Source organism: Janthinobacterium sp. ROICE36 (assembly GCF_002869965.1).
Lineage (GTDB): Bacteria > Pseudomonadota > Gammaproteobacteria > Burkholderiales > Burkholderiaceae_D > Janthinobacterium.
Genome location: NZ_PEBS01000077.1, coordinates 1 through 25,524 on the forward strand (window position 1 = coordinate 1; position 25,524 = coordinate 25,524).

At 60.7% G+C, this 25,524-nt stretch carries 23 protein-coding genes and 2 tRNA genes; 7 read left to right on the top strand and 18 right to left on the bottom strand.

Features of this window, described 5'->3' with window-relative positions; genetic code table 11:
* The 6 genes from CSZ94_RS22940 to CSZ94_RS22965 all read right to left on the bottom strand — a co-directional run.
* A partial coding sequence (locus tag CSZ94_RS22940; protein ID WP_258001156.1) for a thiamine pyrophosphate-binding protein occupies window positions 1-931 on the bottom strand: 931 nt, incomplete at its 3' end.
* A 301-nt stretch (window positions 932-1,232) separates the two neighbouring features.
* Window positions 1,233-2,243: a porin gene (locus tag CSZ94_RS22945; protein ID WP_102123641.1), complete on the bottom strand. Its 1,011-nt coding sequence runs from the start codon at window positions 2,241-2,243 to the stop codon at window positions 1,233-1,235.
* Between the two features lie 72 nt (window positions 2,244-2,315).
* Window positions 2,316-3,131 (bottom strand): thiazole synthase, encoded by an 816-nt coding sequence (locus CSZ94_RS22950; RefSeq protein ID WP_102123642.1) that lies wholly within the window; start codon window positions 3,129-3,131, stop codon window positions 2,316-2,318.
* A complete protein-coding gene (locus CSZ94_RS22955; RefSeq protein WP_102123643.1) occupies window positions 3,128-4,432 on the bottom strand; it encodes a D-amino acid dehydrogenase in 1,305 nt (434 codons plus the stop codon). Before CSZ94_RS22955 ends, CSZ94_RS22950 begins: the two co-directional genes overlap by 4 nt.
* Window positions 4,433-4,448: 16 nt before the next feature.
* Window positions 4,449-5,513 (bottom strand): YeiH family protein, encoded by a 1,065-nt coding sequence (locus CSZ94_RS22960; protein WP_102123644.1) that lies wholly within the window; start codon window positions 5,511-5,513, stop codon window positions 4,449-4,451.
* A gap of 202 nt (window positions 5,514-5,715) precedes the next feature.
* Entirely contained in the window at window positions 5,716-6,585 is an 870-nt protein-coding gene (locus CSZ94_RS22965) for an NAD(P)-dependent oxidoreductase (RefSeq protein ID WP_102123645.1), read from the bottom strand.
* 214 nt (window positions 6,586-6,799) lie between these two features.
* Here CSZ94_RS22965 and CSZ94_RS22970 point away from each other — a divergent pair, with 214 nt between their 5' ends.
* Window positions 6,800-7,501, top strand: coding sequence for an FxDxF family PEP-CTERM protein (locus CSZ94_RS22970; RefSeq protein ID WP_102123646.1), 702 nt, complete (start codon window positions 6,800-6,802; stop codon window positions 7,499-7,501).
* Window positions 7,502-7,548: 47 nt separating this feature from the next.
* Here CSZ94_RS22970 and hisC read toward each other — a convergent pair whose 3' ends face one another.
* The 6 genes from hisC to CSZ94_RS23000 form a co-directional block, all read right to left on the bottom strand.
* Window positions 7,549-8,607, bottom strand: coding sequence for a histidinol-phosphate transaminase (gene hisC / locus CSZ94_RS22975; protein ID WP_102123647.1), 1,059 nt, complete (start codon window positions 8,605-8,607; stop codon window positions 7,549-7,551).
* Window positions 8,608-8,825: 218 nt separating this feature from the next.
* Window positions 8,826-8,915 (bottom strand) — tRNA-Ser (locus CSZ94_RS22980).
* A gap of 319 nt (window positions 8,916-9,234) precedes the next feature.
* Window positions 9,235-9,324, bottom strand: a tRNA-Ser gene (locus tag CSZ94_RS22985).
* Window positions 9,325-9,401: 77 nt separating this feature from the next.
* The gene (serS, locus tag CSZ94_RS22990) at window positions 9,402-10,691 is read right to left on the bottom strand and encodes a serine--tRNA ligase (protein WP_102123648.1); all 1,290 of its coding nucleotides are present in this window, start codon (window positions 10,689-10,691) and stop codon (window positions 9,402-9,404) included.
* A gap of 146 nt (window positions 10,692-10,837) precedes the next feature.
* Entirely contained in the window at window positions 10,838-11,041 is a 204-nt protein-coding gene (locus CSZ94_RS22995; protein WP_102123649.1) for a hypothetical protein, read from the bottom strand.
* Between the two features lie 148 nt (window positions 11,042-11,189).
* Window positions 11,190-12,611: an aminotransferase-like domain-containing protein gene (locus CSZ94_RS23000; RefSeq protein WP_102123661.1), complete on the bottom strand. Its 1,422-nt coding sequence runs from the start codon at window positions 12,609-12,611 to the stop codon at window positions 11,190-11,192.
* A 180-nt stretch (window positions 12,612-12,791) separates the two neighbouring features.
* Between CSZ94_RS23000 and CSZ94_RS23005 the strand changes: the two genes are divergently transcribed.
* Together CSZ94_RS23005 and CSZ94_RS23010 are read left to right on the top strand one after the other, a co-directional pair.
* Window positions 12,792-13,082, top strand: a complete 291-nt coding sequence (locus CSZ94_RS23005) for a DUF2917 domain-containing protein (RefSeq protein ID WP_180977591.1) — start codon at window positions 12,792-12,794, stop codon at window positions 13,080-13,082.
* On the top strand, window positions 13,079-13,819 hold the full coding sequence (locus CSZ94_RS23010) for an NAD-dependent epimerase/dehydratase family protein (RefSeq protein WP_102123651.1): 741 nt from the start codon (window positions 13,079-13,081) through the stop codon (window positions 13,817-13,819). Before CSZ94_RS23005 ends, CSZ94_RS23010 begins: the two co-directional genes overlap by 4 nt.
* Before the next feature lie 2 nt (window positions 13,820-13,821).
* Here the strand turns inward: CSZ94_RS23010 and CSZ94_RS23015 are convergent, their stop codons facing one another.
* The 3 genes from CSZ94_RS23015 to CSZ94_RS23025 form a co-directional block, all read right to left on the bottom strand.
* On the bottom strand, window positions 13,822-15,141 hold the full coding sequence (locus CSZ94_RS23015; RefSeq protein ID WP_102123652.1) for a replication-associated recombination protein A: 1,320 nt from the start codon (window positions 15,139-15,141) through the stop codon (window positions 13,822-13,824).
* A gap of 69 nt (window positions 15,142-15,210) precedes the next feature.
* Window positions 15,211-15,867: an outer membrane lipoprotein chaperone LolA gene (gene lolA, locus CSZ94_RS23020; protein WP_102123653.1), complete on the bottom strand. Its 657-nt coding sequence runs from the start codon at window positions 15,865-15,867 to the stop codon at window positions 15,211-15,213.
* A 5-nt stretch (window positions 15,868-15,872) separates the two neighbouring features.
* Window positions 15,873-18,233, bottom strand: coding sequence for a DNA translocase FtsK (locus tag CSZ94_RS23025; protein WP_102123654.1), 2,361 nt, complete (start codon window positions 18,231-18,233; stop codon window positions 15,873-15,875).
* A 215-nt stretch (window positions 18,234-18,448) separates the two neighbouring features.
* Here CSZ94_RS23025 and trxB point away from each other — a divergent pair, with 215 nt between their 5' ends.
* From trxB to CSZ94_RS23040, 3 genes are all read left to right on the top strand, one after another.
* Window positions 18,449-19,402: a thioredoxin-disulfide reductase gene (gene trxB, locus CSZ94_RS23030; protein WP_102123655.1), complete on the top strand. Its 954-nt coding sequence runs from the start codon at window positions 18,449-18,451 to the stop codon at window positions 19,400-19,402.
* A 7-nt stretch (window positions 19,403-19,409) separates the two neighbouring features.
* On the top strand, window positions 19,410-20,084 hold the full coding sequence (locus CSZ94_RS23035) for a Smr/MutS family protein (RefSeq protein WP_102123656.1): 675 nt from the start codon (window positions 19,410-19,412) through the stop codon (window positions 20,082-20,084).
* A gap of 102 nt (window positions 20,085-20,186) precedes the next feature.
* Window positions 20,187-20,816 carry a trimeric intracellular cation channel family protein gene (locus tag CSZ94_RS23040; RefSeq protein WP_102123657.1) on the top strand — a complete coding sequence of 210 codons (630 nt, stop codon included), beginning with the start codon at window positions 20,187-20,189 and terminating at the stop codon, window positions 20,814-20,816.
* A 24-nt stretch (window positions 20,817-20,840) separates the two neighbouring features.
* Here the strand turns inward: CSZ94_RS23040 and CSZ94_RS23045 are convergent, their stop codons facing one another.
* Complete coding sequence (locus CSZ94_RS23045; RefSeq protein WP_034758685.1) at window positions 20,841-21,179, bottom strand: P-II family nitrogen regulator; 339 nt, start codon at window positions 21,177-21,179, stop codon at window positions 20,841-20,843.
* Between the two features lie 41 nt (window positions 21,180-21,220).
* Window positions 21,221-22,837, bottom strand: a complete 1,617-nt coding sequence (locus tag CSZ94_RS23050; protein ID WP_102123658.1) for an NAD+ synthase — start codon at window positions 22,835-22,837, stop codon at window positions 21,221-21,223.
* A 102-nt stretch (window positions 22,838-22,939) separates the two neighbouring features.
* On the opposite strand from CSZ94_RS23050, the gene CSZ94_RS23055 reads away from it, so the two are divergent.
* Window positions 22,940-24,073: a GNAT family N-acetyltransferase gene (locus tag CSZ94_RS23055; protein ID WP_102123659.1), complete on the top strand. Its 1,134-nt coding sequence runs from the start codon at window positions 22,940-22,942 to the stop codon at window positions 24,071-24,073.
* Between the two features lie 57 nt (window positions 24,074-24,130).
* On the opposite strand, the gene ppa is transcribed toward CSZ94_RS23055, so the two are convergent.
* Window positions 24,131-24,673 (bottom strand): inorganic diphosphatase, encoded by a 543-nt coding sequence (ppa, locus tag CSZ94_RS23060; protein ID WP_102123660.1) that lies wholly within the window; start codon window positions 24,671-24,673, stop codon window positions 24,131-24,133.
* Window positions 24,674-25,524 lie beyond the last annotated feature (851 nt).

Sequence of the window (25,524 nt, forward strand, 5' to 3'; positions counted from 1 at the left end):
CCACCGAGATTTTCTTGACCAGGCCCAGCATCTTGTTGTCCGCGTCGATCTGGATGATCTTGGCGTTTTTCGGCCAGTAATCCATGCCGTGCTGCGGCAAGGTGCCGAACGGTCCCAAACGCGAACCGAGGGCGACGACGACGTCGGCCTGGGCGATCAACTTCATGGCCGCCTTGGAACCTTGGTAACCGAGCGGACCGCACCACAGCGGGTGGCTGGCGGGGAACGAGTCGTTATGCAGATAGCTGTTGACGACGGGCGCACCCAGGCGCTCGGCCAGGGCCTTGCACTCTTCGATCGCCTCGCCCATGACGACGCCGCCGCCCGAGATGATCACGGGAAACTTGGCTTGCGCCAGCAATTCGGCCGCATCGTTGAGGCTTTGCTCGCCACCGGCGCCACGGTCCAGGCGGTTCGGCTTCGGAATTTCCGCCTTGATTTCGCCATAGAAATAGTCGCGCGGGATGTTCAGCTGCGTCGGCCCCATTTCCGACATGGCGCGGTCAAAGCAGCGGCCTGTGTATTCAGCCATGCGTGCCGGATGGGTGACGTGGCCTTGATATTTCGTAAATTCTTCGAACATCGGCAACTGGTTCGCTTCCTGGAAGCCGCCCAGGCCCATGCTCATGGTGCCCGTCTCCGGGGTAATGATGACGACGGGCGTATGTGCCCAGTAGGCGGCGGCGATGGCCGTCACGCAATTGCTGATGCCGGGGCCGTTCTGGCCGATGACCACGCCATGGCGGCCCGAGACGCGGGCATAGCCGTCAGCCATGTGGCCGGCGCCCTGCTCGTGCACGACGGGAATCAGCCGGATGCCGGCCGGGGCGAAGATATCCATTGGGTCCATGAAGGCCGAGCCCATGATGCCGAACATGTCGGTCACGCCATTGGCGGCCAGGGTTTCCACGAACGCTTCGGAAGGCGTCATCTTTTGCGGGCCCACTGAAGCGGGAGGATTCACCGCGGCAGCGGCGGCAGCTTTTTGGTCGGACAAATCGGTCATGGCTCAGTCTCCTTACGGTTTTATGAAAAATCGGTATATTTTGTTCCGATATTTGAAATACGTATTCAATTTAACGGTTGCGAAATGCGCTGTCAATGAAAATTCATGAAAAATCGGACTGTTTCATTCCTGAATCCGGAATCCTTGACTTTGCCCCACTCCTGAAACAACAATGGCGGGCTATCCGCAACAGACAGCCCGCCATCGATACCTCCTGCGCTGCGTCCTAGAACTTCAGGCGCATGCCGGCCGTGAAGGCGCTGGAGTTATGGCCAGGCAAGGGCACGCTGCCGCCGCTGGAAGCGTCGCCGACGAAGTTGCTGCCCGCGCCATCGTTATTGATGCGCCCGTACGAGGTGTACAGGTTGGTACGCTTGGACAAGGCATAGGTATAGCCGATGGCCAGCTGGCGCCCGCCGCGCCGCGCGTTCGTGCGGTCATCCTTCTTGATGTAGGACGCCATCACGCTGCCCGCCGCGCCCACGGGGGCCGACACGCCCAGCATGGCGTCGCGGAAATCCGTGCCCGCATCGTCCTTGTCTGTTTCATACGCGGCGTGCAGTTTGGCGGGGCCGAAGTCGTAGGTGCCGCCCAGCAAGGTGACTTTCGCCGTGTTCAGCGGCGTATCCTTGCGGTTGTCATGGGCCAGGGTCAGCACCAGCGGACCGCTGGCGTAATCGATGGAAAAGTCGATGGTGCGACTCAGGGTGTTGCTGTCCGGCTTTTCGCCGAGGCCGACCATGACGGCGGCCGACAAGCCGTTCACCTTCGGCGTCTCGTACATGATGGCGTTTTTCGTGCGCAGGCTGGCCACGCTCATCAGGTTGATCGAGGCGCCCGTCATGCCCGTCTCGAAGGGGTCGATATTGTCCAGCGCGGTGAACAGCGGGTTGTGCTGCAAGCCGATATTCACGGCGCCAAAGCCGCCCGACAGGCCCACGTAGGCCTTGCGCCCGAACAAGGCACCCTGGCGGTAGGCGCCCGTGTCGAGGTCGAGGCCATTTTCCAGCAAGAAATTAGCCTTCAAGTTGTTGCCCAGGTCTTCCGTACCCTTGAAGCCGATGCGGCTGCCCGACTGCACGCCGGTGGCCAGTTTGGTGACGGAACCGTCCGCGCCGCCGTGTTCGGACGTCAGGCCAGCGTCGAGCAAGCCGTACACGGTGACGGACGATTGGGCGCTGGCGCTGCCGGCAAAGAATGTGGCCAGGACGGCCGCCGTTACGAGTGTGTATTTCATGTCATCTCCAGATATATTGTGGTTTTTATAAAAACTTGAAACGATAATCAACTACGGTGCTGCAAACTTGGCTCAGGCGATCAGCCCGGCCATGGGCGACGAGGGCGAGGCGCTCATGGCGCCCGCTCTCCGGGGCATGCGTCCGGCCAGATAAGCCTCGCGTCCGCCCTGCACTGCCAGTTTCATGGCGCGCGCCATGCGTATCGGTTCGCGCGCCGCCGCGATGGCGGTATTCATCAAGATGCCGTCGCAGCCGAGTTCCATGGCGATGGCCGCGTCCGACGCCGTGCCCACGCCGGCATCGACCAGCACGGGCACCTTGGCCTGCTCGATAATCAGCGACAAGTTCCACGGATTCAGAATGCCCATGCCCGAGCCGATCAATGAGGCCAGCGGCATGACGGCGATGCAGCCGATCTCTTCCAGCATGCGCGCCTGGATCGGGTCGTCGCTGCAATACACCATCACCTGAAAGCCGTCGCGCACCAGCTCCTGCGCCGCCTTCAAGGTTTCCGGCATGTTCGGGAACAGGGTCTTTTCATCACCGAGCACTTCCAGCTTGCACAGCGGGTGCCCGCCCAGCAGCTCGCGCGCCAGTTGCAAGGTGTAGACGGCGTCGCGCGCGTTGTAGCAGCCGCCCGTATTGGGCAGAATCGTGTATTTCGACGGTGGAATGAAGTCGAGCAGATTCGGCTCGCCCTTCTCCTGGCCGATGTTGACCCTGCGGATCGTGACGGTGACGATCTCGGCACCGCTCTCTTCGATGGCCAATCGCGTTTCCTCGAAATCCTTGTATTTGCCTGTGCCCACCAGCAGGCGCGACTGGTAGGTGGTGCCGGCCAGGGTCAGGCCGATCGGTGCTTGGCTGGGGGTGGCGTCGTCTCTCATCGTAGTGCTCTCCTAAGTTGAACCAAAGCGGCCTCTTGCCGGGGGGCTACGCCGCAAAACGCAAAATCGACGTCGGGCCGCCGTCCCGACACGAGTTCAGCGATTGCCTTGCCAGCGCCACAGCCCATGGTCCAGCCCAGGGTGCCGTGGCCCGTGTTGAGGAACAGCTGGCGGTAGCGCGTGGCGCCGATGTACGGCACGTTTGACGGCGTGAGGGGGCGCAAGCCAGCCCAGTAGACGGGGTCGCTGTAATCGCAGGCGTAAGGAAACAGCGCCTGCACGCGGCGCGTGATGGCGGCGCAGCGCACGGGGTTCAGTTCGCGCGTGTAGCCGTTCAGCTCGCACGTGCCCGCCACGCGCAAGCGCTCGCCCAGGCGCGAAAACACGAGTTTATGACCATCGTCCGTCAGCGACACGGACGGTGCGACGGCGGAATCGAGAATCGGATAGGTGGCCGAGTATCCCTTGCCCGGATACAGCATCAAACGGATACCCAGCGGCTGCAGCAGCGGAGCGGAAAAGCTACCCATGGCCACCACCACGACATCGGCGTGCTCCAGGCGGTGACGGCCCTGCGCATCGATGCTTTCCACGCCCGTGACTCTTTCGCCATCCGCCAGCAGGCGCGTCACCGTCGCGCCGTACTGAAACTCCACGCCGGCCGCAGCGGCGCGCGCGGCCAAGGCCGTCGTAAACAGATGCACGTCGCCCGACTCGTCGCTGGCCGTGAAGTCGCCGCCGACGATGCGGCCCCGCGCGGAGGCCAGGGCTGGCTCGATGCGGATCACTTCATCGGCGCTGACGGTGTTACGCTGGCAACCCAGTTCGCGCAAGAGCGCGGCGCCCGCTTGCGATTTATCAAACTCCTGCTGGTCCGTGTAAAAATGCAAGATACCCCGCTCCAGGTGGTCGTAGGCTATGCCCGTCTCGCGGCGCAAGGCTTGCAGGCTCTGGCGGCTGTACTCAGCCAGGGCGACGATCTGGCGCATATTGCGCGCCACCCTGGCCGGCAGGCATTCGCGCAGGTAGTGCAGCGCCCACTGCCATTGCAGCGGGTCCAGGCCGGGCCGGAACAGCAGGGGCGCGTCGTCCTTGCCCAGCCACGTGAGCACCTTGCGCAGCGTGGCCGGATTCGCCCACGGCTCCGCATGCGAAACGGAAATCTGCCCGCCATTAGCAAAACTGGTTTCCTGCGCAGCGCCCGTCTGGCGTTCGAACACGCGCACATCGTGGCCAGCCTGGCGCAAATACCAGGCCGATGCCGTGCCGACCACGCCGGCGCCGAGGACAAGGATCTTCATGGCGGATGGCCTGGAATCAGCGCGTCAGCAGCACGGCGATGGCGACGAAGGCGGCGATCCACACCGTTTCCATCACCAGCATGATCACGGGACGCCAGCCCAGCGAGGCCAGCGACTGGAACGACGTCTTCACGCCCAGCGCGGCAATGGCGATGACGAGGCAGGCGCGCGAGGCATTGTTGATCCAGCCGTTCACTTCCTGCGGAATCAGGCCCAGGCTATTCGTAATGACGAGCCAGACAAAGCCGATCAGGAAAAATGGCACCAGCGGCGGCGCATCGACTTCGCTCTTGCCTTCCTTGCGCTTGAACATGATCGACAAGCCCAGCACGACAGGCACCAGGCAAGCCACGCGCGTCAGCTTGACGAAGGTGGCCACGTCGCCCGTATGGTTGCTCACCAGATAACCGGCGCCCACCACTTGCGCCACGTCGTGGATGGTGCCGCCGATGAAGACGCCCGCTTCCGTCGGGTCAAAGCCCAGCAGCTTGACCAGCAGGGGGTAGACGATCATGGCCAGGGTCGACAGGGTCGTCACGCCCACCACCGTCAGCAAGGTAAACTTTTCGTTTTCCTTGGTTTGCGGCAGCACGGCGGAAATGGCCAGCGCTGCCGAGGCGCCGCAGATGGCCACGGAGCCGCCCGACAAAATCCCTTCCGTGATGGGACGTTTCAGCCATTTGGCCAGCAGGTAGCCGAAGCCCAGGGTGGCGATCAGGCCGCCGACGACGATCAGCAGGGGCGTCACGCCCACGGAAGCGATCTGGTTGAAGGTGATGCGCGCGCCCAGCAGGGCCACGCCTGTGCGCAGCAGCACCTTGCTGCAAAACTCGATGCCGGGCTTGCAGGTGGGGTCGGAGGCGAGGAAGTGGAAGGCCAGGCCGAAGAACAGCGCGTACAGCAACTGGGGGCCGCCGTAATTACTGGAAATAAAGGTGGCCGACAGGGCGATCACCAGCGCGATGGCCACGCCGGGCCAGCTGCGCAACACGGCGCGGGGACGCCAGATGGCGACGGCGGAGGACAGGTAGGGAATGTTCTTGTCGACAACGCGTGTTATCGCTGAGGAGTTGGTTTTCATGCGGGTCCGCTCATAATGTTTTAAAAATTGGGACATTTCATCTCGTTTTTAATAATACACGATGAGCTAGCGAAGTCCATGTTTTTCCATGAAATCGAAACTGGATGTTCCGGAAACTGACGTTTTAAGGTCTATGCTGGCGTAAACGACAAGCGGCGCGGCCCTTTGCAGGGACGCGCCGCCGTTGCTGATACCTGAAACATTACTTTTTGTTCAGACGGGTAATCAGGCTGGACGTGTCATAGCGGTTGCCGCCCGCCTGCTGCACTTCACCATAGAACTGGTCCGTCAAGGTCGTCACGGGCAAGTCGCTGCCGTTGCGCTTGGCTTCGGCGAGGCAGATGCCCAGGTCTTTGCGCATCAGGTCGACGGCAAAACCGAAGTCGAACTTGCGCGCTATCATGGTCTTGCCCCGGTTTTCCAGCTGCCACGACTGCGCCGCGCCTTTCGAGATCACGTCGACCACCAGGGCCGCATCGAGGCCCGCGTTTTCCGCAAAGGCGATGCCTTCGCTCAAGGCTTGCACCAGGCCCGCGATGCAGATCTGGTTGACCATCTTCGTCAGCTGGCCGGAACCGGACGCGCCCATGTAGGTGACGGCGCGCGCGTACAGGGCGATGACGGGTTCGGCCCGCGCATACGCCTCCGCATCGCCGCCCACCATCACCGTCAGCTTGCCGTTTTCCGCGCCCGCCTGGCCGCCAGACACGGGCGCGTCGAGGAAGAACACGCCCTTCTCTTGCGCCGCCGCGTGGATCGTGCGTGCCGCTTCGGCGGAGGCCGTCGTGTGGTCGATGAGGACGCTGCCCGGCGCCATGGCGGACAGCAAGCCGCCCGCTTCCAGGATGACTTGATACAGATCGTTATCGTTGCCGATGCAGGTCAACACGAACTCGGCACCCGCAGCGGCTGCGGCCGGCGTGGCGGCGCTGCTGCCCTTGTATTGCTCCAGCCAGGCGGCTGCACGGACCGGGTTGCGGTTGTACACGGTAACGTCGTGCCCGCCCGCCGCCAAGTGCCCTGCCATGGGGAAACCCATGACGCCCAAACCGATGAATGCCACTTTTGCCATATTGTCCGTCCTGTCGAGGTATGAATCTGATTATTGTTGCACAAATGGCCTGTGCCGGCAGCATGGCGCGACCATCTGGCCAGCAAGGTGCGCAAGCAGTGGCGCATGAGGAACATCTGCATGTCAACTATGCAAGATAAGAATTATCATAAAGAAACTTTATGTTGCATTTTTTTCTAGCAAATACTATATTGAACTGGCATTAGGAATTTCAATGCACAGTGCCACCGCCCTTTTCCCCATCCCTGTTAAGGAGTCCATCTTGCAAACCACATTCTCCCGCCTGAAAATCATGAGCGCAGCCGTCCTGCTGCTCGCCGCCAGCGCTGCACAGGCTGACATCACGGTCTTTACCAGCCAGTCTGCTTATCTGGCAGCCGTAGGCAATACCGGTGTCGATACCTTTGATGATTTGCCGATCGATAACCTTGGCGGTCCCCTGAACCGTAGCGCTGGCAGCTACGCCTACACAGCAAGCAGCGTTGGCGTCTCGCCCATCCTGTATGGCGCCGGCACGGGCAGTGACAACTGGCTGAGTACGAACGACCGCAACGACAACGTATTGTTCTCCAACTTTTCCAGCGCCGTGCGAGGCGTGGGGGGATTCTTCTTTGGGTCGAACTTTGTCGGTGAATATGCCGACAGCCAAAGCGTGACCCTGACCGCCCGCAATGCGCTGGGTGAAATGCTCACCTACGAGTTGACCTTGCCGACGCAGGCGTCATTTATCGGCTTCTTATCGTCGGGCGCCTTCTCCGACCTGAGCGTCAGCACTGCCGGACAGGTCGGTATCTGGCCAACCATCAATAACCTGACCGTGTCGGCCGTACCCGAGCCAGCCACTTACGGCATGCTGTTGGGCGGGCTGGGTTTGCTGGGCTTCATGGCACGCCGCCGCCGGACCAGCCAAGGCTAAGCCACTGGCGCCTGGTAAGGCTGCCTGCAGCCATACCAGGTCGGCCATCACGGCAACAGCTCGCGCAAGGCCGCCATCAGGGCCGCGCATTCACCCGCGTTACCGATGCTGATGCGCAAATACTGGCTGATGCGCGGCGCATTGAAATGGCGCACGATCACGGAGCGGGCGCGCAAGCCGGCCACCAGTTGCGCCGCGTCATGCTGCGGGTGGCGGACAAAGACAAAGTTGGCCACCGAGGGCAGCACCTCGAAGCCCAGCGCCGTCAAGTTTGCCGTCAGCTGTTCACGGCTGGCGATGACGGCCTGGCGCTTCTGCTGGAAATACGCTTCGTCATGCAGCGACGCCACGGCGCCGGCCAGCGCCAGCCGGTCCAGCGGATACGAATTGAAACTGTTCTTGACTCTTTCCAGCGCCTCGATCAAGTCCGGATGCCCGAAGGCACAGCCCACGCGCAAGCCGGCCAGCGAGCGCGATTTCGAGAACGTCTGCACCACCAGCAAGTTCGGATAACGCTTGACCAGGGCCACACTACTTTCCCCGCCGAAATCGACATACGCTTCATCGACGACCACCACGGCATCGGGATGGCCTCGCAGCAAGGTTTCCACGCCGGCCAGCGGCAAGTCCACGCCCGTGGGCGCGTTGGGATTGGGGAAGATGATGGCGCCGCATGGCCCCTGGTAGTCTTCCGGGCGGATGCGCATGGACTCGTCGAGCGCTACCGTGCGGTAATCGATGCCGTACAGCTTGCAATACACGGGATAGTAACTGTAGCTGATGTCGGGGAACAGCAGCGGCGCATCGTGCTTGAGCAAGGCCATGAAGGCCAGCGCCAGCACTTCGTCGGAACCGTTGCCGACGAACACTTGCGCGCTGGTCAAGCCGTGGTAGTCGGCCAGGGTTTGCTTCAGTTCGTTGGCGAAAGGATCAGGGTACAGGCGCAGGGTGTCGTTGGCTGCTTCGTGCAGCGCGGCCAGCACCTGGGGCGATGGGCCGTAGGGGTTTTCGTTGGTGTTGAGTTTGACCAGGTCGGGCAGTTTCGGCTGCTCGCCGGGGATGTAGGGGGTCAGCTCGCTGACGATGTTGCTCCAGAATCGGCTCATTGCTTGTATTGGTGGGGGCAGGATGGTGATCGGGTAGATTACCATGGCTGGGGCAGATCAAGGTGGCGGGGGCGCTGGCAGTTACTGCCTGAATGGAGGAAAAAACGCCTTGCGCTGCGCGCTTTGGGCGGTTTTTCTACCTGCATTGTTGCGCTGGTGGCTTGCCTATGTAGTGGGTATAAAAAAAGCTCCCTTGCGGGAGCTTCTCTTATGTATTCTGGCGGAGAGGGTGGGATTCGAACCCACGGTACGATTTAACGTACGCTTGATTTCGAGTCAAGTACATTCGACCACTCTGCCACCTCTCCGTTTACTGCGGTCTATTCATTCGAACTGGCGTGCCGGTTTGAACGAGGCACTATTTTAGCATGGGTGTTGTTGGGTTGGGTAGGGGTTTATTGGCGATTTGCAACTGAGGGCTGGTAACTGAAACCAAAACCCATAGGGGCGAATCGGGGAGCCTCGCGCCCGCGCACACCAAGGCAAAAACCAATTGGACGATTCGGAGAGCCTCGCGCGAGTACGCGCTCGTCTTCGAATCCCACGCGTACGCCCCGCAGGGGGCGTACTCCTCTGCGCCGGCACAAATAAAAAAAGCTCCCTTGCGGGAGCTTTTTCTATTTGTTCTGGCGGAGAGGGTGGGATTCGAACCCACGGTACGATTTAACGTACGCTTGATTTCGAGTCAAGTACATTCGACCACTCTGCCACCTCTCCATTTACTGCGGTCTCTCCTGCATTGCTGCGGGAAGGCAAGATTATAGCAGCCCGCAATAAAAAGAAAAGGACTATTTTTAAGCTTTCAGATGCGTCAGGCCACCCATGTACGGGCGCAGCACCGGCGGGATTTCGACGCTGCCGTCTGCCTGCTGGTAGTTTTCCAGCACGGCCACCAAAGTGCGGCCCACTGCCAGGCCGGAGCCGTTCAGGGTGTGCGCCAGTTCCGGTTTGCCGGCGGCATTGCGGAAACGCGCCTGCATGCGGCGGGCCTGGAAGGCTTCGCAGTTCGACAGCGAGGAAATCTCGCGATAGGTGTTCTGCGCCGGCAGCCACACTTCCAGGTCGAAGGTCTTGGTGGCGCCGAAACCCATGTCGCCCGTGCACAGCGACATCACGCGGTACGGCAAGCCCAGGCGTTGCAAGATGCTTTCCGCATGGCCGACCATTTCATCGAGCACCTGGTAGGAAGTGTCCGGGTGCACCACTTGCACCATTTCCACCTTGTCGAACTGGTGCTGGCGGATCATGCCGCGCGTGTCGCGACCGTAGCTGCCCGCTTCCGAGCGGAAGCATGGCGTGTGGGCCGTCATTTTCAGGGGCAATTGATCGAGCGCCAGAATTTCATCGCGCGCGATGTTGGTCAGCGATACTTCCGAGGTGGGGATCAGGTAGAAGGTCTCGCCCTCGCCTTCCGCGCCGCCTTTTTTCACCGAAAACAAATCGGCTTCGAATTTTGGCAGCTGGCCCGTGCCGCGCAGCGAATCGGCGTTGACCATGTACGGCGTGTAGCATTCCGTGTAGCCGTGCTCGTCCACGTGCGTATTAAGCATGAATTGCGCCAGTGCGCGGTGCAAACGGGCGATGCCGCCCTTCATGACGGAGAAGCGCGAACCGGTCAGCTTGGTGGCCACTTCGAAATCGAGGCCCAGCGGGGCGCCCACGTCGACGTGATCCTTGACTTCAAAGTCAAAAGTGCGCGGCGTGCCGACCTTGCGCACTTCCACGTTGCCCGACTCGTCCGTGCCCACGGGCGACGATTCGTGCGGCAAATTCGGCACGGCCATGATGAAGTCGCTCAGCTTGGCTTGCACCACGGTCAGGGCCGCTTCATCGGCTTTCAGTTCATCGCCCAGGCCAGCCACTTGCGCCATCACGGCCGAGGTATCTTCCCCCTTGCCTTTCAACATGCCGATTTGCTTGGACAGCGCATTGCGCTTGCCCTGCAGCTCTTCGGTGCGCGTCTGGATCGCCTTGCGTTCGGCTTCGAGGGCATTGAAACCTGCCACGTCGAGCTGGAATTTGCGCGTCGCCAGGCGTTCTGCGACGGTGGCGATGTCTTTACGGAGAAGTTGGATATCTATCATGGGTGGATGGCGGTGCCGACGTATCGAAAGCACCCATTGTACCAAGACCCTGTTCACTTCGATGAGTTTTGCGCACGGTCCACCATCTTCATGGCAGTGTGGCTGGGCACTTGCGCCCGCTTTACATTTTCTGCTTCGCTTATTGCTTAAATGAACGCGGCTTTTTCGGCAGCGGTCAGGCGGCGGGCGCTGACGGTGACGACGGGCATCGTGCTGTCGGCAGCCTGGGCGATCACGGCGCTGTTCGCGCTCACTTCCACCGTATTCGCGCCGGCGCTGGCGAAGCTGGCGCCGATGGCGATGATGGCGGCGGCGACAAAGGTGATTTCCATGTTTTTCAGTGCGTGCATGATTGACTCCTGGTTAGTTTGCGTCGTTGACTGCTGCTGGTATGGTGATACTTTAGCCAACGGCCACGAACAAGGCCACCGGCTTGCGACCAGCGGCGAAAAACAGGGAGCGAACGGTGAAAAACGGCAACTGAAGCGCGAAGAATAGTTACAAGGCGTCCTTGACGAGGCGCCCCAAACGGCCAATCGCTTGCTCGATGCGCGGCGTCCACGCATTGCCGCAATTGAGGCGCAGATAATTGCTGAACTTGCCCGAGGCCGAGAACAGCTGGCCCGGCATATACGCCACGCCGTCGGCAATAGCCTGGCCGTGCAGGGCCAGCGCATCGACTTGCGGCGGCATTTGCACCCACAGCACGAAACCGCCCTGCGGCTCGGACAGCATGCACTCAAGCGGAAAGCTGGCCGCCACCGCGTCCGACATGCGCGCAATGCGCTGCACCAGGGTGCGCCGCATCTTGCGCAGCTGCTGGTCGTAGCTGCTACCCTCCAGGAAGTCAGCCAGCACGGCCTGGAAGAAATGGCTGGTGGCACCGCTCGACACGGTTTTCAGCAGGGCCACTTCCTGCGCGAAGCGCCCGGCCAGCACGTAACCCACGCGCGACGCGGGCGTGATCGCCTTGGAAAACGAGGAGCACAATAAAACGTTGCCGCTCGTATCGTAGGCCTTCACGGGCCAGGGACGCTGCGGCGCAAAGCACAGGTCGCCATACACATCGTCTTCCACCAGCGGAATATTGAATTCCGACAGCAGACCCGCCAGCCGCTTCTTGTTGGCTTCCGGCATGACGCAACCGAGCGGGTTATTCGCGTTCGGCACGAACAGACACGCCTGCACGAGGCCGGCGCGCAGGGCCAGCTCCAGCGCATCGAGCGACGGCCCCGTCTTCGGGTCGGTGGGAATTTCCAGCGCCTTCATGCCCAGGCTTTCGATCATCTGCAGCAGCACGAAATACGTGGCCGATTCGATGGCGATGGTGTCGCCCGGCTTGGCCACGGCGCGCAGGCACAGGCTGATCGCTTCCGTACAGGAATTCGTCACGACGATCTCATGCGGGTCCAGCTTGCCCCAGTCCAGCGCCCGGCGCGTGACCTGGCGCAAGAAATTGCTTTCGCTGACGTCATAGCAACTGACTTTGGAGAGCAAGACGGGCTCGCGCCGCGCCACCGCGCTGATGGTGCGCTGCATGCGCTTGATGGGCAATATCTCGTCGGGCGGCCAGGCCGTACCCAGCTGGACGATATTCGCCGTTTCGTTGTCCTTCAGCACGCGCATCAAGAGATTATTGATGCCGACAAAGGCCGGCGCCTTCAAGTGCTGGGCGTCAAAGCTGCAGGGACGGCGCGGGGCCCGGTGGCGCACGAAATAGCCGGACTGGGGCCGCGCATCGACTTGCCCCCTGTCTTCCATCAGGCGCAGCGCTTGCATCACCGTGCTGATGGAGATGCGCTTTTGCTGCGCCAGGTGGCGGATCGATGGCAGGCGGTCGCCGGGCGCGAACACGCGCGAGTCGATCAAGGCGCCCAGCTCGTTGGCCAGGTGCTCGTACAGATTCAAATGCGCGCTCATGTTCATCCCTTCAGTATGCGGCTGCCGCTCGACGCCGGCACAGATACAGTTACCCGATTTTTTGATAAGCACAGTGTACGGCAAAGGTCACTGTGATCATCACAATTTCGTTTTTCTGCATCTGTCATGGTTCAAGACAAGCGCCTAAGCTGTTCCTGTCAGCACAACAGGAGCGATGCCATGCATACCGACCACGAATTATGCAGCGAACGGCCCTTGCGCCTGGAAAAATCGCACGCCAAGGTCATCGAATGCCTGTCCGGCATGGCCTGGATCACGGCCTACGCCCAGTTCGACGATTGCGTGCTGCGCAGCGGCGAACGCTACACGATACCGAATGATGGCCTGGTGCTGGTCGAAGCCGTAGGTAGCGGACATATCCGCGTGCATGGGACAGCCGCACCCCGCCCTACCCTGCTGCGCTGGCGGAACCTGGCACTGCCTCACACACTGAATACAAGGAATACATGATTCAATCACCACCATTGCGCGTGCTCGTCACGGGCGCCGCCGGCATCATCGGCACCGCTTTCTGGAAGCGCCGGCACGGGGAATTCTCCCTGCGCCTGGCCGACCTGCACACTGATGGGCTGGCGTCAGCGCCCTGCCCGTCCTTGCCCCCCGATGTCAGCGACTATGCTGCCTGCCTGGCCGCCTGCGCCGACATCGACGTGGTGCTGCACCTGGCCGGTGTGCCGCACGCCAGCGCCGATTTCGATGCGCAATTGCTGCAGCCGAACATCATCGGCACGCACAACATCTTCCGCGCGGCACACGTGCAGGAAGTGAAAAGAGTGGTATTTGCCAGCAGCGCGCAAGCCATCGAGGGCTATCCGCTGGATATGCAGGTGCATGAGCACATGCCGGCCCGGCCCGCCAATATGTATGGCGCCAGCAAGGCCTTCGGCGAAGGCGTGGCTGCCGCGTTCGCGCACCAGCATGGCATGACGGCGATTGCCGTGCGCATCGCCAACGTGGCCCACTTTGCGCCAGGTCAACAGCACAGCGCGCGCGACATCGCCGCCTTTATCAGCGAACGCGACGTGGTGCAGCTGCTGGCATGCTGCGTGGCGGCGGACGTACCGGCCGGCTACCACGTCGTGCATGGCGTGTCGGACAACCGCTACAAGCGGCTGTCCATCGCGGCAACGCGCCAGCTGGTCGGCTACGCGCCGCAGGATGACGGTTTTACCTTGTTGGGCTTGTAGCCTCAGCCCTTGCCGGCTGGTTTTCCTGCTTTTCTGTCCAGCTCGCGCAGCCACGCCAATTTATCGGCGATCTTGCTTTCCAGGCCGCGCGGCACGGGTTGGTACCAGCCCGGTTCGGCCATGCCGTCCGGGAAATAGGTTTCGCCAGCCGCATACGCGTCGGGTTCGTCGTGCGCGTAGCGGTAGGCGTGGCCGTAGCCCAGTTCCTTCATCAGTTTCGTGGGCGCATTGCGCAAGTGCACGGGCACTTCCTTCGATTTATCCTTCTTGACGAAAGCCATGGCCGTGTTGAAGGCGTTGTAGCCGGCATTGCTTTTCGCGGCGATGGCCAGGTAGATCACGGCCTGCCCCAGCGCCAGCTCGCCTTCGGGCGACCCCAGGCGTTCATACGTTGCCGCCGCATCATTGACCATGGTCAAGGCGCGCGGGTCGGCCAGGCCGATGTCTTCCCAGGCCATGCGCACGATGCGCCGCGACAAATAGCGCGGGTCGGCACCGCCGTCGATCATGCGGCAAAACCAGTACAGCGCCGCATCCGGGTTCGAACCCCGCACGGATTTATGCAGGGCGGAAATCTGGTCATAGAAATTATCGCCGCCCTTGTCGAAGCGGCGCGAATTCAAGGTCAGCGCATTGTCGACAAAGGCTGCGTCGATCTTGCTCGTACCCGTCGAGCTGGCGGCCGTCTCGGCCTGCTCCAGCAAGTTTAGGAAACGGCGCGCATCGCCATCCGCGTAGCCGATCAGGGTATCGGCGGCCGCCTCGTCGAAGCTCAAATGCATCAGCGCCGTGCTTTGCGCCTTGGCCAGCAGCAGCTTCATCTCGTCTTCGTCGAGCGATTTCAACACATACACTTGCGCGCGCGACAATAGCGCCGAATTGACTTCGAAGCTGGGGTTTTCCGTCGTCGCGCCGATGAAGGTCACCAAGCCCGACTCGACGAAGGGCAGCAAAGCATCCTGTTGCGACTTGTTGAACCGGTGGATTTCATCGACGAACAACAAGGTGTGCTTGCCGAACTGGTCCAGGCTGTGACGGGCCTGGTCCATGGCTGCGCGGATATCTTTCACGCCGGCAAACACGGCCGACAGGGCGATGAATTCGCTGTCGAAGGCGTTGGCCATCAGGCGTGCCAGGGTCGTCTTGCCCACGCCGGGCGGCCCCCACAAGATCATCGAATGGGCCTTGCCTGCCTCGAAGGCCAGGCGCAGCGGCTTGCCGACGCCCAGCAAATGCGTCTGGCCGATGACTTCGTTGAGGGTGCTCGGCCGCAAGGCTTCGGCCAGCGGCTGGCGCGGTGCGGTGGAAAAGAGATCCGCCATAATATTTACCGGGTAAGAATGCAAAGGCCCCGCATGGTGCGAGGCCGGTCAATAACAGTATGCGAAAAATTAATTATTAATCACATCGGCGCCCTTGGGCATGACAAATTTAAAGTGATTGGCAGACAAGGCCGGGTTTTTCTGGAAATTCTTGAACGACAAAATCGACGTCTGGCCGAACGAGTCGCGCAATTCCATCGCTTCCGGCACGCCATTGCGCAGGCCGATGGTGATTTCATCGAAGGTCGTGTCCTTGGCTTTCGGCGTGGCTTTCAGCCATTCCAGGCCATCGCGCGTGCCCGCTTCGGCCAGGGTGAAATTCTTTTCCAGGTCGTTGCTGCCAAACAAGATGGCCGCTGGCGAGGAACCGAGGGCGTCGCCCAGTTTCTTTACCGTCACCTGGCTCAAGTCCTTGTCGTAGATATATAACTTGTCGCCATCGGCTTGCAGCAGCTGTTCGTACGGTTTCAGATAGGTCCAGATGAACTTGCCTGGACGGGCAAACTCAAACGTGCCGCTGGCTGGCGTCGACACTTTCGCCTTGCCGCTGGCGTCCGGCTTCTTGACCTGGCGCTGCACGAATTCGCCCCTGGCCGACTTGGTGCCGGCCGCAAAGCTCTTGAATTGCTCCAGCGCACTGGCCGAGGCGCTGGCCGCGCACAGCAGGCTGCAGGCGACACTGGCCGCGCCTATCATCATTTTTGTTGCGAAAGTCGTGTTCTTCATTCTGTTTACCCTTGTTCGGCACTGGCCGCCGGCACCAGGATTTCCCGGTTGCCATTGGATTGCATGGTTGATACCACCCCGCTCTGCTCCATCTGCTCAAGCAGACGGGCGGCGCGGTTGTAGCCGATGCGCAAATGACGCTGCACCAGCGAAATCGAGGCGCGGCGATTTTTCAGCACCACCGCTACCGCCTGGTCGTACAGGGCATCGGCCTCGCCGCCGCCCTCGCCCGGCGCGCCGCCTTCGGCGCCATCGCCTTCCAGGGTGCCGCCTTCGAGGATGCCCTCGATGTAATTCGGTTCGCCCTGCAGTTTCAGATAGCTGACGACCCGGTGGACTTCTTCATCGGAAACAAACGCGCCGTGCACGCGCATCGGCAAGCCGGTGCCGGGCGGCATGTACAACATGTCGCCCATGCCCAGCAGGGCTTCCGCCCCCATCTGGTCCAGAATGGTGCGCGAGTCGATCTTCGACGATACCTGGAAGGCGATGCGCGTGGGGATGTTGGCCTTGATCAGCCCCGTGATCACGTCTACAGATGGGCGCTGCGTGGCCAGAATCAAGTGCAAACCAGCGGCGCGCGCCTTTTGCGCGATACGCGCGATCAATTCCTCGACTTTTTTACCCACCACCATCATCAAATCGGCCAGCTCGTCGATGATGATGACGATGGTGGGCAGTTTTTCCAGCGGCTCCGGCGAATCGGGCGTCAGGCTGAACGGATTCGGGATGTGTTCTTCGCGCTTTTTCGCATCGGCAATCTTCGCGTTATAACCGGCCAGGTTACGCACGCCCATCTTGCTCATCAGCTTGTAGCGGCGTTCCATCTCGTTTACGGCCCAGTTCAGCGCGTGGCCCGCCTGGCGCATGTCGGTGACGACGGGTGCCAGCAAGTGCGGGATGCCTTCGTAGACGGACATTTCCAGCATCTTCGGATCAATCAGAATCAGGCGCACGTCGAGCGGATCGGATTTATACAGCAGCGACAAAATCGTCGCATTGATGCCCACCGATTTACCGGAACCCGTGGTACCGGCCACCAGCAAGTGGGGCATCTTGGCCAGGTCGGCCACGACGGGCTTGCCGGCGATATCCTTGCCCAGCGCAATCGTCAGGCTGGACACGCCATCGTTGTAGACCTTGGAGCCGAGGATTTCCGTCAGGCGCACGATTTGGCGCTTGCTGTTCGGCAATTCCAGCGCCATGTAATTTTTGCCGGGAATGGTTTCCACCACTCTAATCGAGGTCAGCGACAGCGAACGGGCCAGGTCGCGCGCCAGGCCCACGATCTGGCTGCCCTTCACGCCTGTGGCCGGCTCGATTTCATAGCGCGTCACCACGGGGCCGGGGTAAGCGACCACTACCTTGGCATCCACGCCAAAGTCGGACAATTTCTTTTCGATCAGGCGGCTCGTAAATTCCAGCGTTTCCACGGACACCGTTTCCACCACGGGCGGCGCTTCATCGAGCAGTGACAGCGGCGGCAATTTGCCGTCGCCGGGAGTTTCAAACAAATGCGCCTGGCGCTCCTTTTCCACGCGCTCCGATTTCACCACGGTGACCACTTGCGGCTCGATCTTGACGGGCGGCGCGGCCACGTGCTTTTCCACGTGCTTGGCCCGCTCGATGACCACCACTTCGTCGCGGCGCACGGCAGCCACTTCGCCCTGGCGGCGGTCTTCGCGGTCCTGGTAGCGCAGCACGAACCAGTGAAAGGCGTCTTCGATGGCGCCGCCGATACGCTCGGCCACTTGCAGCCAGGACACATGGAAGAACAGGCTGAAACCCAGGCCGAACAGCAGCAACAGTAATAAAGTAGCGCCCGTGAAACCGAAGGCCACGTGGGCCGAGTGCCCCACCAACTGGCCCAGCACGCCGCCCGGCTCGCGCGGCAGCTGCACGTGCAGGCTTTTCGCCATGCGCAGGTATTCCAGGCCCATGCTGCCGATCAGCATGATGGAAAAGCCGACAATGCGGATCAGCATCTCGACATGGTGCTCGCGCTCCACCTCTTCCTCTTCCAGCAAGAAGCGCTTGCTCAGGCGGCGATAACCATGCCACACCGTGCGCAGCAGCCAGGCGCACCACCACCAGGCGGAAAAGCCGAAGATATACAGCAACAGATCGGAGAAGGTCGCGCCCAGCTTGCCGCCCAGGTTGGCCACCTTGTCGACGGAGGTCGCATGCGACCAGCCCGGGTCGAGCTTGTTGAAGCTGGCCAGTATCAGCACGAAATACAGGGCAAACGCGGCCAGCGCGAACCAGCGCGCCTCGGACAGCAGCCGTACCAGCCGGTTGGGCAGGGGCCGGCGTTCGACCGGTTTACGGGTGTAGCTATTTTGATTGGCCTGGGCTGGTTTAGTCATTCTGGGAAGCGCTGCAAGGTGAAAAATGTTTCTGAAAGGGAATTTCCCATAATAAGGAAGTATTCTAAGCCATATATGCCCCGGACGGCCCCACGATTCGTCGCTACAAGCGGCTTGGTCTATAATCCTGGATTGCTTGCGCAAGCGCAATACGTCCTTGTTCTTCGCGCGTATGCCCCCAATTCGGATAGACCCCACTCATAGAGAAGCCTCCCATGACCACTAGCAAACACGCCCGCGTTTTGATCCTCGGCTCCGGCCCAGCCGGCTACAGCGCCGCCGTCTACGCCGCCCGCGCCAACCTGAACCCGATGCTGGTCACCGGCGTGGAACAGGGCGGCCAGCTGATGACCACCACCGACGTGGAAAACTGGCCCGGCGACCCGATGGGCGTGCAAGGCCCGGACCTGATGCAGCGTTTGCTGCAGCACGCCGAGCGTTTCAATACGGAAATCGTGTTTGACCACATCCACACTACTTTCCTCAACGAAAAGCCGATCCGCCTGAAAGGCGACAGCCACGAATACACGTGCGACACGCTGATCATCGCCACGGGCGCGTCCGCGCAATACCTGGGCCTGCCATCGGAAGCGCACTTCATGGGCAAGGGCGTGTCCGCCTGCGCCACCTGCGATGGTTTCTTTTACCGCAACCAGGAAGTGGCCGTCGTCGGCGGCGGCAATACGGCCGTCGAAGAAGCGTTATACCTGTCGAACATCGCCAATAAAGTTACCCTGATCCACCGCCGCGACAAGTTCCGCGCGGAAGCGATTTTGATCGACCGCCTGAACGCCAAGGTTGCCGAAGGCAAGATCGTGTTGAAATATAACCACACTCTGGATGAAGTGACGGGCAACGACAGCGGCGTGACGGGCCTGAACATCAAGTCGACCATCGACGGCAAGGTCGAAGCGCTCTCCGTGCACGGCGTGTTCATCGCCATCGGCCACAAGCCGAACACGGGCATCTTCGAAGGCCAGCTGGAGATGCACAACGGCTACATCAAGACGAAAACCGGCCTGGAAGGCATGGCCACCGCCACCAGCGCGCCGGGCGTGTTTGCCGCCGGCGACGTGCAAGACCATATCTACCGCCAGGCCATCACCAGCGCCGGCACGGGTTGCATGGCAGCACTGGATGCCCAGCGCTACCTGGAAGGCCAGGAGTAAGCGTCGTATGGCGTCGATGAAAGACTTTGCCGACCTGAAAGCAGTCAGCAAGCAGCTCAAGGAGCAGGCGGACGCGCGCGCGCAAGCCGCGGCTGAGCGCGCCCAGCAAGTCAAGGTGCAGGGCGTGGAAAGCAATCTGTTCAAGGCCAGCATCGGCGGCGTCAAGCGCCTGCCCGAGTCGGACCGCTACGTGCCCAGCCTGCCCAAGGCGGGCGCCATGGCGACCCTGCAGCCGGCGCGCAAACTCACGCCGGACGAGGACGATGCGGCCGTGCTGCGCGAGTCGCTGTCGGACTTGTTCGAGGTCGACCATTACCTGGAAAACGATCCGGCCCTGAACTACGCCCGCCCCGGCGTGGGACCGGATGTGGTAAAGAAGATGCGCAAGGGCCATTGGCCCATCCAGGATGAGCTGGATTTGCACGGCTTGCGCCGCGACGAGGCGCGCGACGGCATCGGCGCCTTCCTGAACCAGGCGACGCGGCGCAAGCTGCGCTGCGTGCGCGTGATCCACGGCAAGGGTTTCGGCTCGAAAGGCCAGGAACCAGTCTTGAAATCGATGGTGCACAGCTGGCTCGTGCAAAAGGATGAAGTCATCGCCTTTTGCCAGGCACGCCGCTCCGAAGGGGGCGACGGCGCGCTGCTAGTATTGCTTTCTTCCGCTCTTCAGCCCATTCGCTAATTTCAGTAACAAGTTCCGCACTGCACACGGCCCCGTTTGTCACCATTCGGGGCCGCGTAATGTTAACCTGTGACAATTATTTCCCGCTCAAGCGCTCCACCCATGATGCCACCCCAACTGCCGCCTGGCTCGCTGATCAAGATCATTGAGGTCATCGCCATCCTGGTGGGCGCGTTTTCCGGCTTCATCGAAGCGCGCCGCAAGCGCATGGACCTGGTCGGCGTGTTCGTCGTGGCGTTCATCACGGCGTTTGGCGGCGGCACCTTGCGCGACATCCTGCTCGACAAGCGGCCCCTGTTCTGGGTCTCGCACCAGGAATACGCGATTCTCATCTTCGTGCTGGCCCTGACGGCCGCGCCCCTGATCCAGCACTTGCGCCAGATCGTCTCGGAACGCCTGATCATCATTGCCGACGCCATCGGCCTGGGCATGTTCGCCATCGCGGGCGTTGCCGAAGCGACGCGCGCCGGCATGCCACTGTTCATCGCCTCGATGATGGGGGTGATTACGGGGATTTTTGGCGGCGTGATGCGCGACATTGTCTGCAATGAAGTGCCGATGGTGTTTCGCGACGGCAAACCCTACGCCATTTGCGCGTTTTTCGGCTGCTGGGCCTATCTGCTGCAGATGCACTTCGGCGCCCAGCACGACTTTGCGCTGTGGACCAGCGCCAGCGGCATCACGATTCTGCGCCTGATATGCTGGAAATTCGACATGCGGCTGGGGCGCTGAAAATCAGCAGCCCAAGCCGGAACACTACACCGCGTCAGGACCCGTTTCGCCGGTACGGATGCGGATCACCTGTTCCACGTCGCGCACGAAGATCTTGCCGTCGCCGATCTTGCCTGTGCGGGCTGCCTTGATGATGGCGTCGACCACCAGTTCGGACACGCTGTCGTCCACCACCACTTCGACTTTCACTTTCGGCAAGAAGTCGACCACGTACTCGGCGCCACGGTACAGCTCGGTATGACCCTTCTGGCGGCCAAAGCCCTTCACTTCCGTCACGGTCAAGCCCGTCACGTTCACATCGGCCAGGGCCTCGCGTACTTCGTCGAGCTTGAATGGTTTGATGATGGCGGTAATCTGTTTCATGGCGACTCCTTAAAATTGTTGAATTGTGGACAGATGGCTGCTTATTCGTAAAATTTCGACGTAATGGGATAGCGCCAGTCGCGGCCGAAGCCACGGTGCGTGACGCGGATGCCCACCGGCGACTGGCGCCGCTTGTATTCATTGATCTTGATCAGGCGCGTGACCCTGGCCACATCGGCCGGCGGGTAGCCAGCCTCGATAATCTCGGCGATCGGCCGGTTTTCTTCCATGTACAGTTGCATGATGCCGTCGAGTACCTCGTACGGCGGCAGCGAATCCTGGTCCAGCTGGTCGGCGCGCAACTCGGCCGACGGTCCGCGCGTCAGGATGCGCTCGGGTATCACGTCCGACACACTGTTGCGCCAGGCACACAAGCGGTACACCAGGGTCTTGGCGATATCCTTGATGACGGCAAAGCCTCCCGCCATGTCGCCGTACAGGGTGCAATAGCCGACCGCCATCTCGCTCTTGTTGCCGGTCGTCAACACGATACTGCCATGCTTGTTCGACAGGGCCATCAGCAAGGTGCCGCGGATGCGCGCCTGGATGTTTTCTTCCGTCGCGTCTTCCGCCAGTCCGGCGAACTCGTCAGCCAGAGTAGCGCGGAAGGCGTCGAAGGTTTGCTTGATCGGAATTTCATCGTAGCGCACATTGAGGCGTTTTACCATGTCGCGCGAATCGATCCACGAGATATCGGCCGTAAATTGCGATGGCATCATCACGGCGCGCACCTTGTCGGCACCCAGCGCATCGACGGCAATGGCCAGGGTCAAGGCGGAATCGACGCCACCGGACATGCCGATCAGCACGCCAGGGAAGCCGTTCTTGACTATATAGTCGCGCACCCCCAGCACCAGCGCCTGGTACACCTGCGCCTCCGTCGTCAACGGCGTGGCCAGCGGCTGCGGCACGGGCGTGGCGCCGTCGAACTCGACTAGCTGCAAATCTTCCTCGAAATGGCGCAGCTGGGCGCAAATCGTGCCGGCCGCATCCATGACGAACGAGTCGCCATCGAAAATCAGCTCATCCTGGCCACCGACCAGGTTGGCGTACACGAGGGCCATGCCTTGCGCGCTGACATTCTTGCGCATGGTTTCATAGCGCAAATGCTGCTTGTTCATGTGGTAGGGCGAGCCGTTCGGCACCAGCAGCACTTGCGCACCGGCCGCGCGGGCGCGCATCGGTGCATGCTCGAACCAGGTGTCTTCGCAAATATTGATGCCAAAACGCACGCCCTTCACGCCAAACACGAAAGCCTGGTCGGACGATATAAAGTAACGTTTTTCATCGAACACGGTCGTGTTCGGCAAGTCGTGCTTGCGGTAGGTGCCCAGCACTTCGCCATTCAGCAGCACGGACTCGGCATTGTGCCGCACGCCGTTCTCGTCTTGCAGGGGCAAGCCCACCACCACGTGCAAATCCTTGAACTGGGCCAGATCGGCGGCCAGCCCCGCAAACGCTTGCTGCGTTTTTGCGTAGAATGCATTGCGCAGCAACAGGTCCTCGGGTGGATAGCCAACCAGCGACAGTTCCGGCGTGAGCACGATATCGGCGCCCGCTTCAAAGGCGCGGCGGGAAAGATCGAAGATCTTGGCACGGTTGCCGGCCAGATCGCCGACCGTACTATTCATTTGAGCAATTGCGACTTTGACTGTCATGATGGTGGAAATTTCGTTTTATTAATTTTATTAAACAAGAACAAGACAGGGGCGCGCAGGCAGACGGCGGCGCCCCGAGAGTGATGAATGCACACTACAACAATGAATTATCGCACGGCTATCGTCTCTACTCTGGCTGAAATTGGCGAAGCGGCCTGGTCTGAACTGCTGGCCAGTCAGGCGGACGCCACTCCCTTCCTCTCCTACGCCTTTTTGCACGCGCTGCATGAGTCCGGCTGCGCCAGCGCGGACACGGGCTGGCAGCCGAATTACCTGGTGCTGTGGCAAGGCGAGACGCTGGCCGCTGCCCTGCCCCTGTACCTGAAGCTGCATTCGTATGGTGAATACGTGTTCGACTGGGCCTGGGCCGAGGCGTATCAGCAGCATGGCCTTGAATATTACCCGAAACTGTTGTCCGCGATACCGTTTACGCCCGTTAGCGGCACGCGCTTGCTGGCCCGCGATGGCGAGGCGCGCGCCGCCCTGTTGGCCTTCCTGCAGGCCCAGCAGCAAGCCAGCGAGGTCTCGTCCTGCCACATCCTGTTCCCGCCGGAAAGCGAGGCGCGCCAGTTGGAGCAAGCCGGCTACCTGATGCGTAGTGGCGTGCAGTTTCACTGGCTCAATCCGGGCTACACGGATTTCGAGCAATTCCTCGCCACCCTGGAACACAAGAAGCGCAAGAATATCCGCGCCGAGCGGCGCAAGGTACAGGAAGCGGGCGTGACGCTGCGCCAGGTGCGCGGCGTGGATGCTCTTGACGCCGACTGGCAACTGTTCCACCGCTGCTACAGCAATACCTATGCGGAACACCGCTCGTCTCCCTATTTGTCGCTGGACTTCTTCCGGCGCATCGGTGCCAGCATGCCGCAGAACATCTTGTTGGTGATTGCAGAACGGGAAGGCCGGGCCATTGCCGCCTCGCTGGTGATGCATACAGCCGATACCCTGTACGGCCGCTACTGGGGCGCGCTTGAGCACGTACCGTGTCTGCATTTCGAGACGGCGTATTACCAGCCGCTGGAGTTTTGCATCGCCAACGGCATCGCCACCTTCGAAGGGGGCGCGCAGGGCGAACACAAGATGGCGCGCGGCTTCCTGCCGCAAAAGACCTGGTCGGCCCACTGGCTGGCGCACCCAGCCTTCGCCGACGCCGTGCAACGCTTCCTCGCGCGCGAACGGGGCGGCATCGATGCCTACCTCGATGAATTGACGGAACACAGCCCGTTTCGCTGCTAGAAAAACAAAAACGCTCCCGGCCATCGCTGGCGGGGAGCGTTTTTTTACCAGTTGCTATTATGCTTTTTCGGCATCTTTCTTGAACGCGGCGACGCCGTTCATGATTTCTTCCTTGGCCACGTCAGGACCATACCAGCCGTCGATCTTGACCCATTTGCCTTTTTCCAGATCTTTGTAATGCTCAAAGAAATGCTGGATCTGGCGCAAACGCAGTTCGTTCAAGTCTTCCGGCTTTTGCCAGTGGCTGTAGATCGACAGGACCTTGTCGACTGGCACGGCCAGCAATTTCGCGTCTTCGCCCGCCTCGTCGGTCATTTTCAGCACGCCGATAGGACGGCAGCGCACGACCACGCCTGGGATCAGCGGGAACGGGGTGATGACCAGCACGTCGACCGGGTCGCCGTCCGGCGACAGGGTGTTCGGCACGTAGCCGTAGTTGCACGGGTAATGCATGGCGGTACCCATGAAGCGATCAACGAAGATCGCGCCGCTTTCCTTGTCGACTTCGTACTTGATCGGATCGGCATTCATCGGGATTTCGATGATGACGTTGAAATCGTTCGGCAGGTCGCGGCCGGAAGAGACTTTATTCAAACTCATGGGGTTCCTCATTAGCGGATGGTGTTTTAACCGCGTAATTATAGCGAAGTACAGGCAGCTTGTGCGATGCAGCAGCGGCCCGCCCGCGTTTTGCGCCTCAGGCCAACAACAGTGGCATGCACGGCCCGCGGGCGCGCGCAGCACGCCGCTCTCCAGCCTTTGCTGCCCGCCGCACCTGGCCATGCGAGCAATAAACATCCCGCCGGACATAATAAGTAAAAACACTTAAGTAATACTACCGGCGATATGAATTAATACCGGAAACATCAGCATATTCTCATTTGAATATCACCATGCCGCAAGCGTGGTTATTATAATTTGAATTGCATTTTTTACAGCCAGATATAACAACAGTCTTGCCATTATTCGCACCGCACTGCATCCCCATTATGCCGCTGCCGTTTCAATACCCCTCCTGAAGGCGACCTGCCAGCCCGGGAAGTCCCCCATCCAGCATAATATTTGCTTTTATTTGAAGCGTTCATTTGATTCAAATGACGGTCCTGCCAAAAAAATGGCGCGACCGGAAGGCAATCATCAATTCTGATAAACTGTCACATTCTGGTGATTCCAAACTTTGTATATTCTGCAATCGACGCCTTCCCTGAATTCAATATGGCGTTCTCAACGCGCCACCGATAAATCCTTGCAAAAAGGAATATGATGCTTCCCTCTTTCCGGCCCGGTCCTGTATTAAAGGTCACCGGCGTTATTTTCATTCTGTGTAACTGTTCAGCATGAGCAGTGTTTCAAAAAACAGTTGTAAACCTTTTCAAACCGGCTCATCATGCTGTCATGGCAAAAAAACGTACCCCTCCCGATCTCTCCGCCCTGACGCGCGGTGAGCTTGA

Bases quoted from the DNA above. Each gene is read 5' to 3' on its own strand.
- CSZ94_RS23055 (WP_102123659.1), top strand. From the start codon at position 22,940: ATGAATTATCGCACGGCTATCGTCTCTACTCTGGCTGAAATTGGCGAA.
- trxB (WP_102123655.1), top strand. From the start codon at position 18,449: ATGACCACTAGCAAACACGCCCGCGTTTTGATCCTCGGCTCCGGCCCA.
- CSZ94_RS22960 (WP_102123644.1), bottom strand. From the start codon at position 5,513: ATGAAAACCAACTCCTCAGCGATAACACGCGTTGTCGACAAGAACATT.
- lolA (WP_102123653.1), bottom strand. From the start codon at position 15,867: ATGAAGAACACGACTTTCGCAACAAAAATGATGATAGGCGCGGCCAGT.
- CSZ94_RS22965 (WP_102123645.1), bottom strand. From the start codon at position 6,585: ATGGCAAAAGTGGCATTCATCGGTTTGGGCGTCATGGGTTTCCCCATG.
- CSZ94_RS23035 (WP_102123656.1), top strand. From the start codon at position 19,410: ATGGCGTCGATGAAAGACTTTGCCGACCTGAAAGCAGTCAGCAAGCAG.
- CSZ94_RS22970 (WP_102123646.1), top strand. From the start codon at position 6,800: ATGCACAGTGCCACCGCCCTTTTCCCCATCCCTGTTAAGGAGTCCATC.
- serS (WP_102123648.1), bottom strand. From the start codon at position 10,691: ATGATAGATATCCAACTTCTCCGTAAAGACATCGCCACCGTCGCAGAA.
- CSZ94_RS23025 (WP_102123654.1), bottom strand. From the start codon at position 18,233: ATGACTAAACCAGCCCAGGCCAATCAAAATAGCTACACCCGTAAACCG.
- CSZ94_RS23000 (WP_102123661.1), bottom strand. From the start codon at position 12,611: ATGAGCGCGCATTTGAATCTGTACGAGCACCTGGCCAACGAGCTGGGC.
- CSZ94_RS23050 (WP_102123658.1), bottom strand. From the start codon at position 22,837: ATGACAGTCAAAGTCGCAATTGCTCAAATGAATAGTACGGTCGGCGAT.
- CSZ94_RS23005 (WP_180977591.1), top strand. From the start codon at position 12,792: ATGCATACCGACCACGAATTATGCAGCGAACGGCCCTTGCGCCTGGAA.
- CSZ94_RS23015 (WP_102123652.1), bottom strand. From the start codon at position 15,141: ATGGCGGATCTCTTTTCCACCGCACCGCGCCAGCCGCTGGCCGAAGCC.
- CSZ94_RS22995 (WP_102123649.1), bottom strand. From the start codon at position 11,041: ATGCACGCACTGAAAAACATGGAAATCACCTTTGTCGCCGCCGCCATC.
- ppa (WP_102123660.1), bottom strand. From the start codon at position 24,673: ATGAGTTTGAATAAAGTCTCTTCCGGCCGCGACCTGCCGAACGATTTC.
- CSZ94_RS23010 (WP_102123651.1), top strand. From the start codon at position 13,079: ATGATTCAATCACCACCATTGCGCGTGCTCGTCACGGGCGCCGCCGGC.
- CSZ94_RS22950 (WP_102123642.1), bottom strand. From the start codon at position 3,131: ATGAGAGACGACGCCACCCCCAGCCAAGCACCGATCGGCCTGACCCTG.
- CSZ94_RS22945 (WP_102123641.1), bottom strand. From the start codon at position 2,243: ATGAAATACACACTCGTAACGGCGGCCGTCCTGGCCACATTCTTTGCC.
- CSZ94_RS23040 (WP_102123657.1), top strand. From the start codon at position 20,187: ATGATGCCACCCCAACTGCCGCCTGGCTCGCTGATCAAGATCATTGAG.
- CSZ94_RS22955 (WP_102123643.1), bottom strand. From the start codon at position 4,432: ATGAAGATCCTTGTCCTCGGCGCCGGCGTGGTCGGCACGGCATCGGCC.
- hisC (WP_102123647.1), bottom strand. From the start codon at position 8,607: ATGAGCCGATTCTGGAGCAACATCGTCAGCGAGCTGACCCCCTACATC.
- CSZ94_RS23045 (WP_034758685.1), bottom strand. From the start codon at position 21,179: ATGAAACAGATTACCGCCATCATCAAACCATTCAAGCTCGACGAAGTA.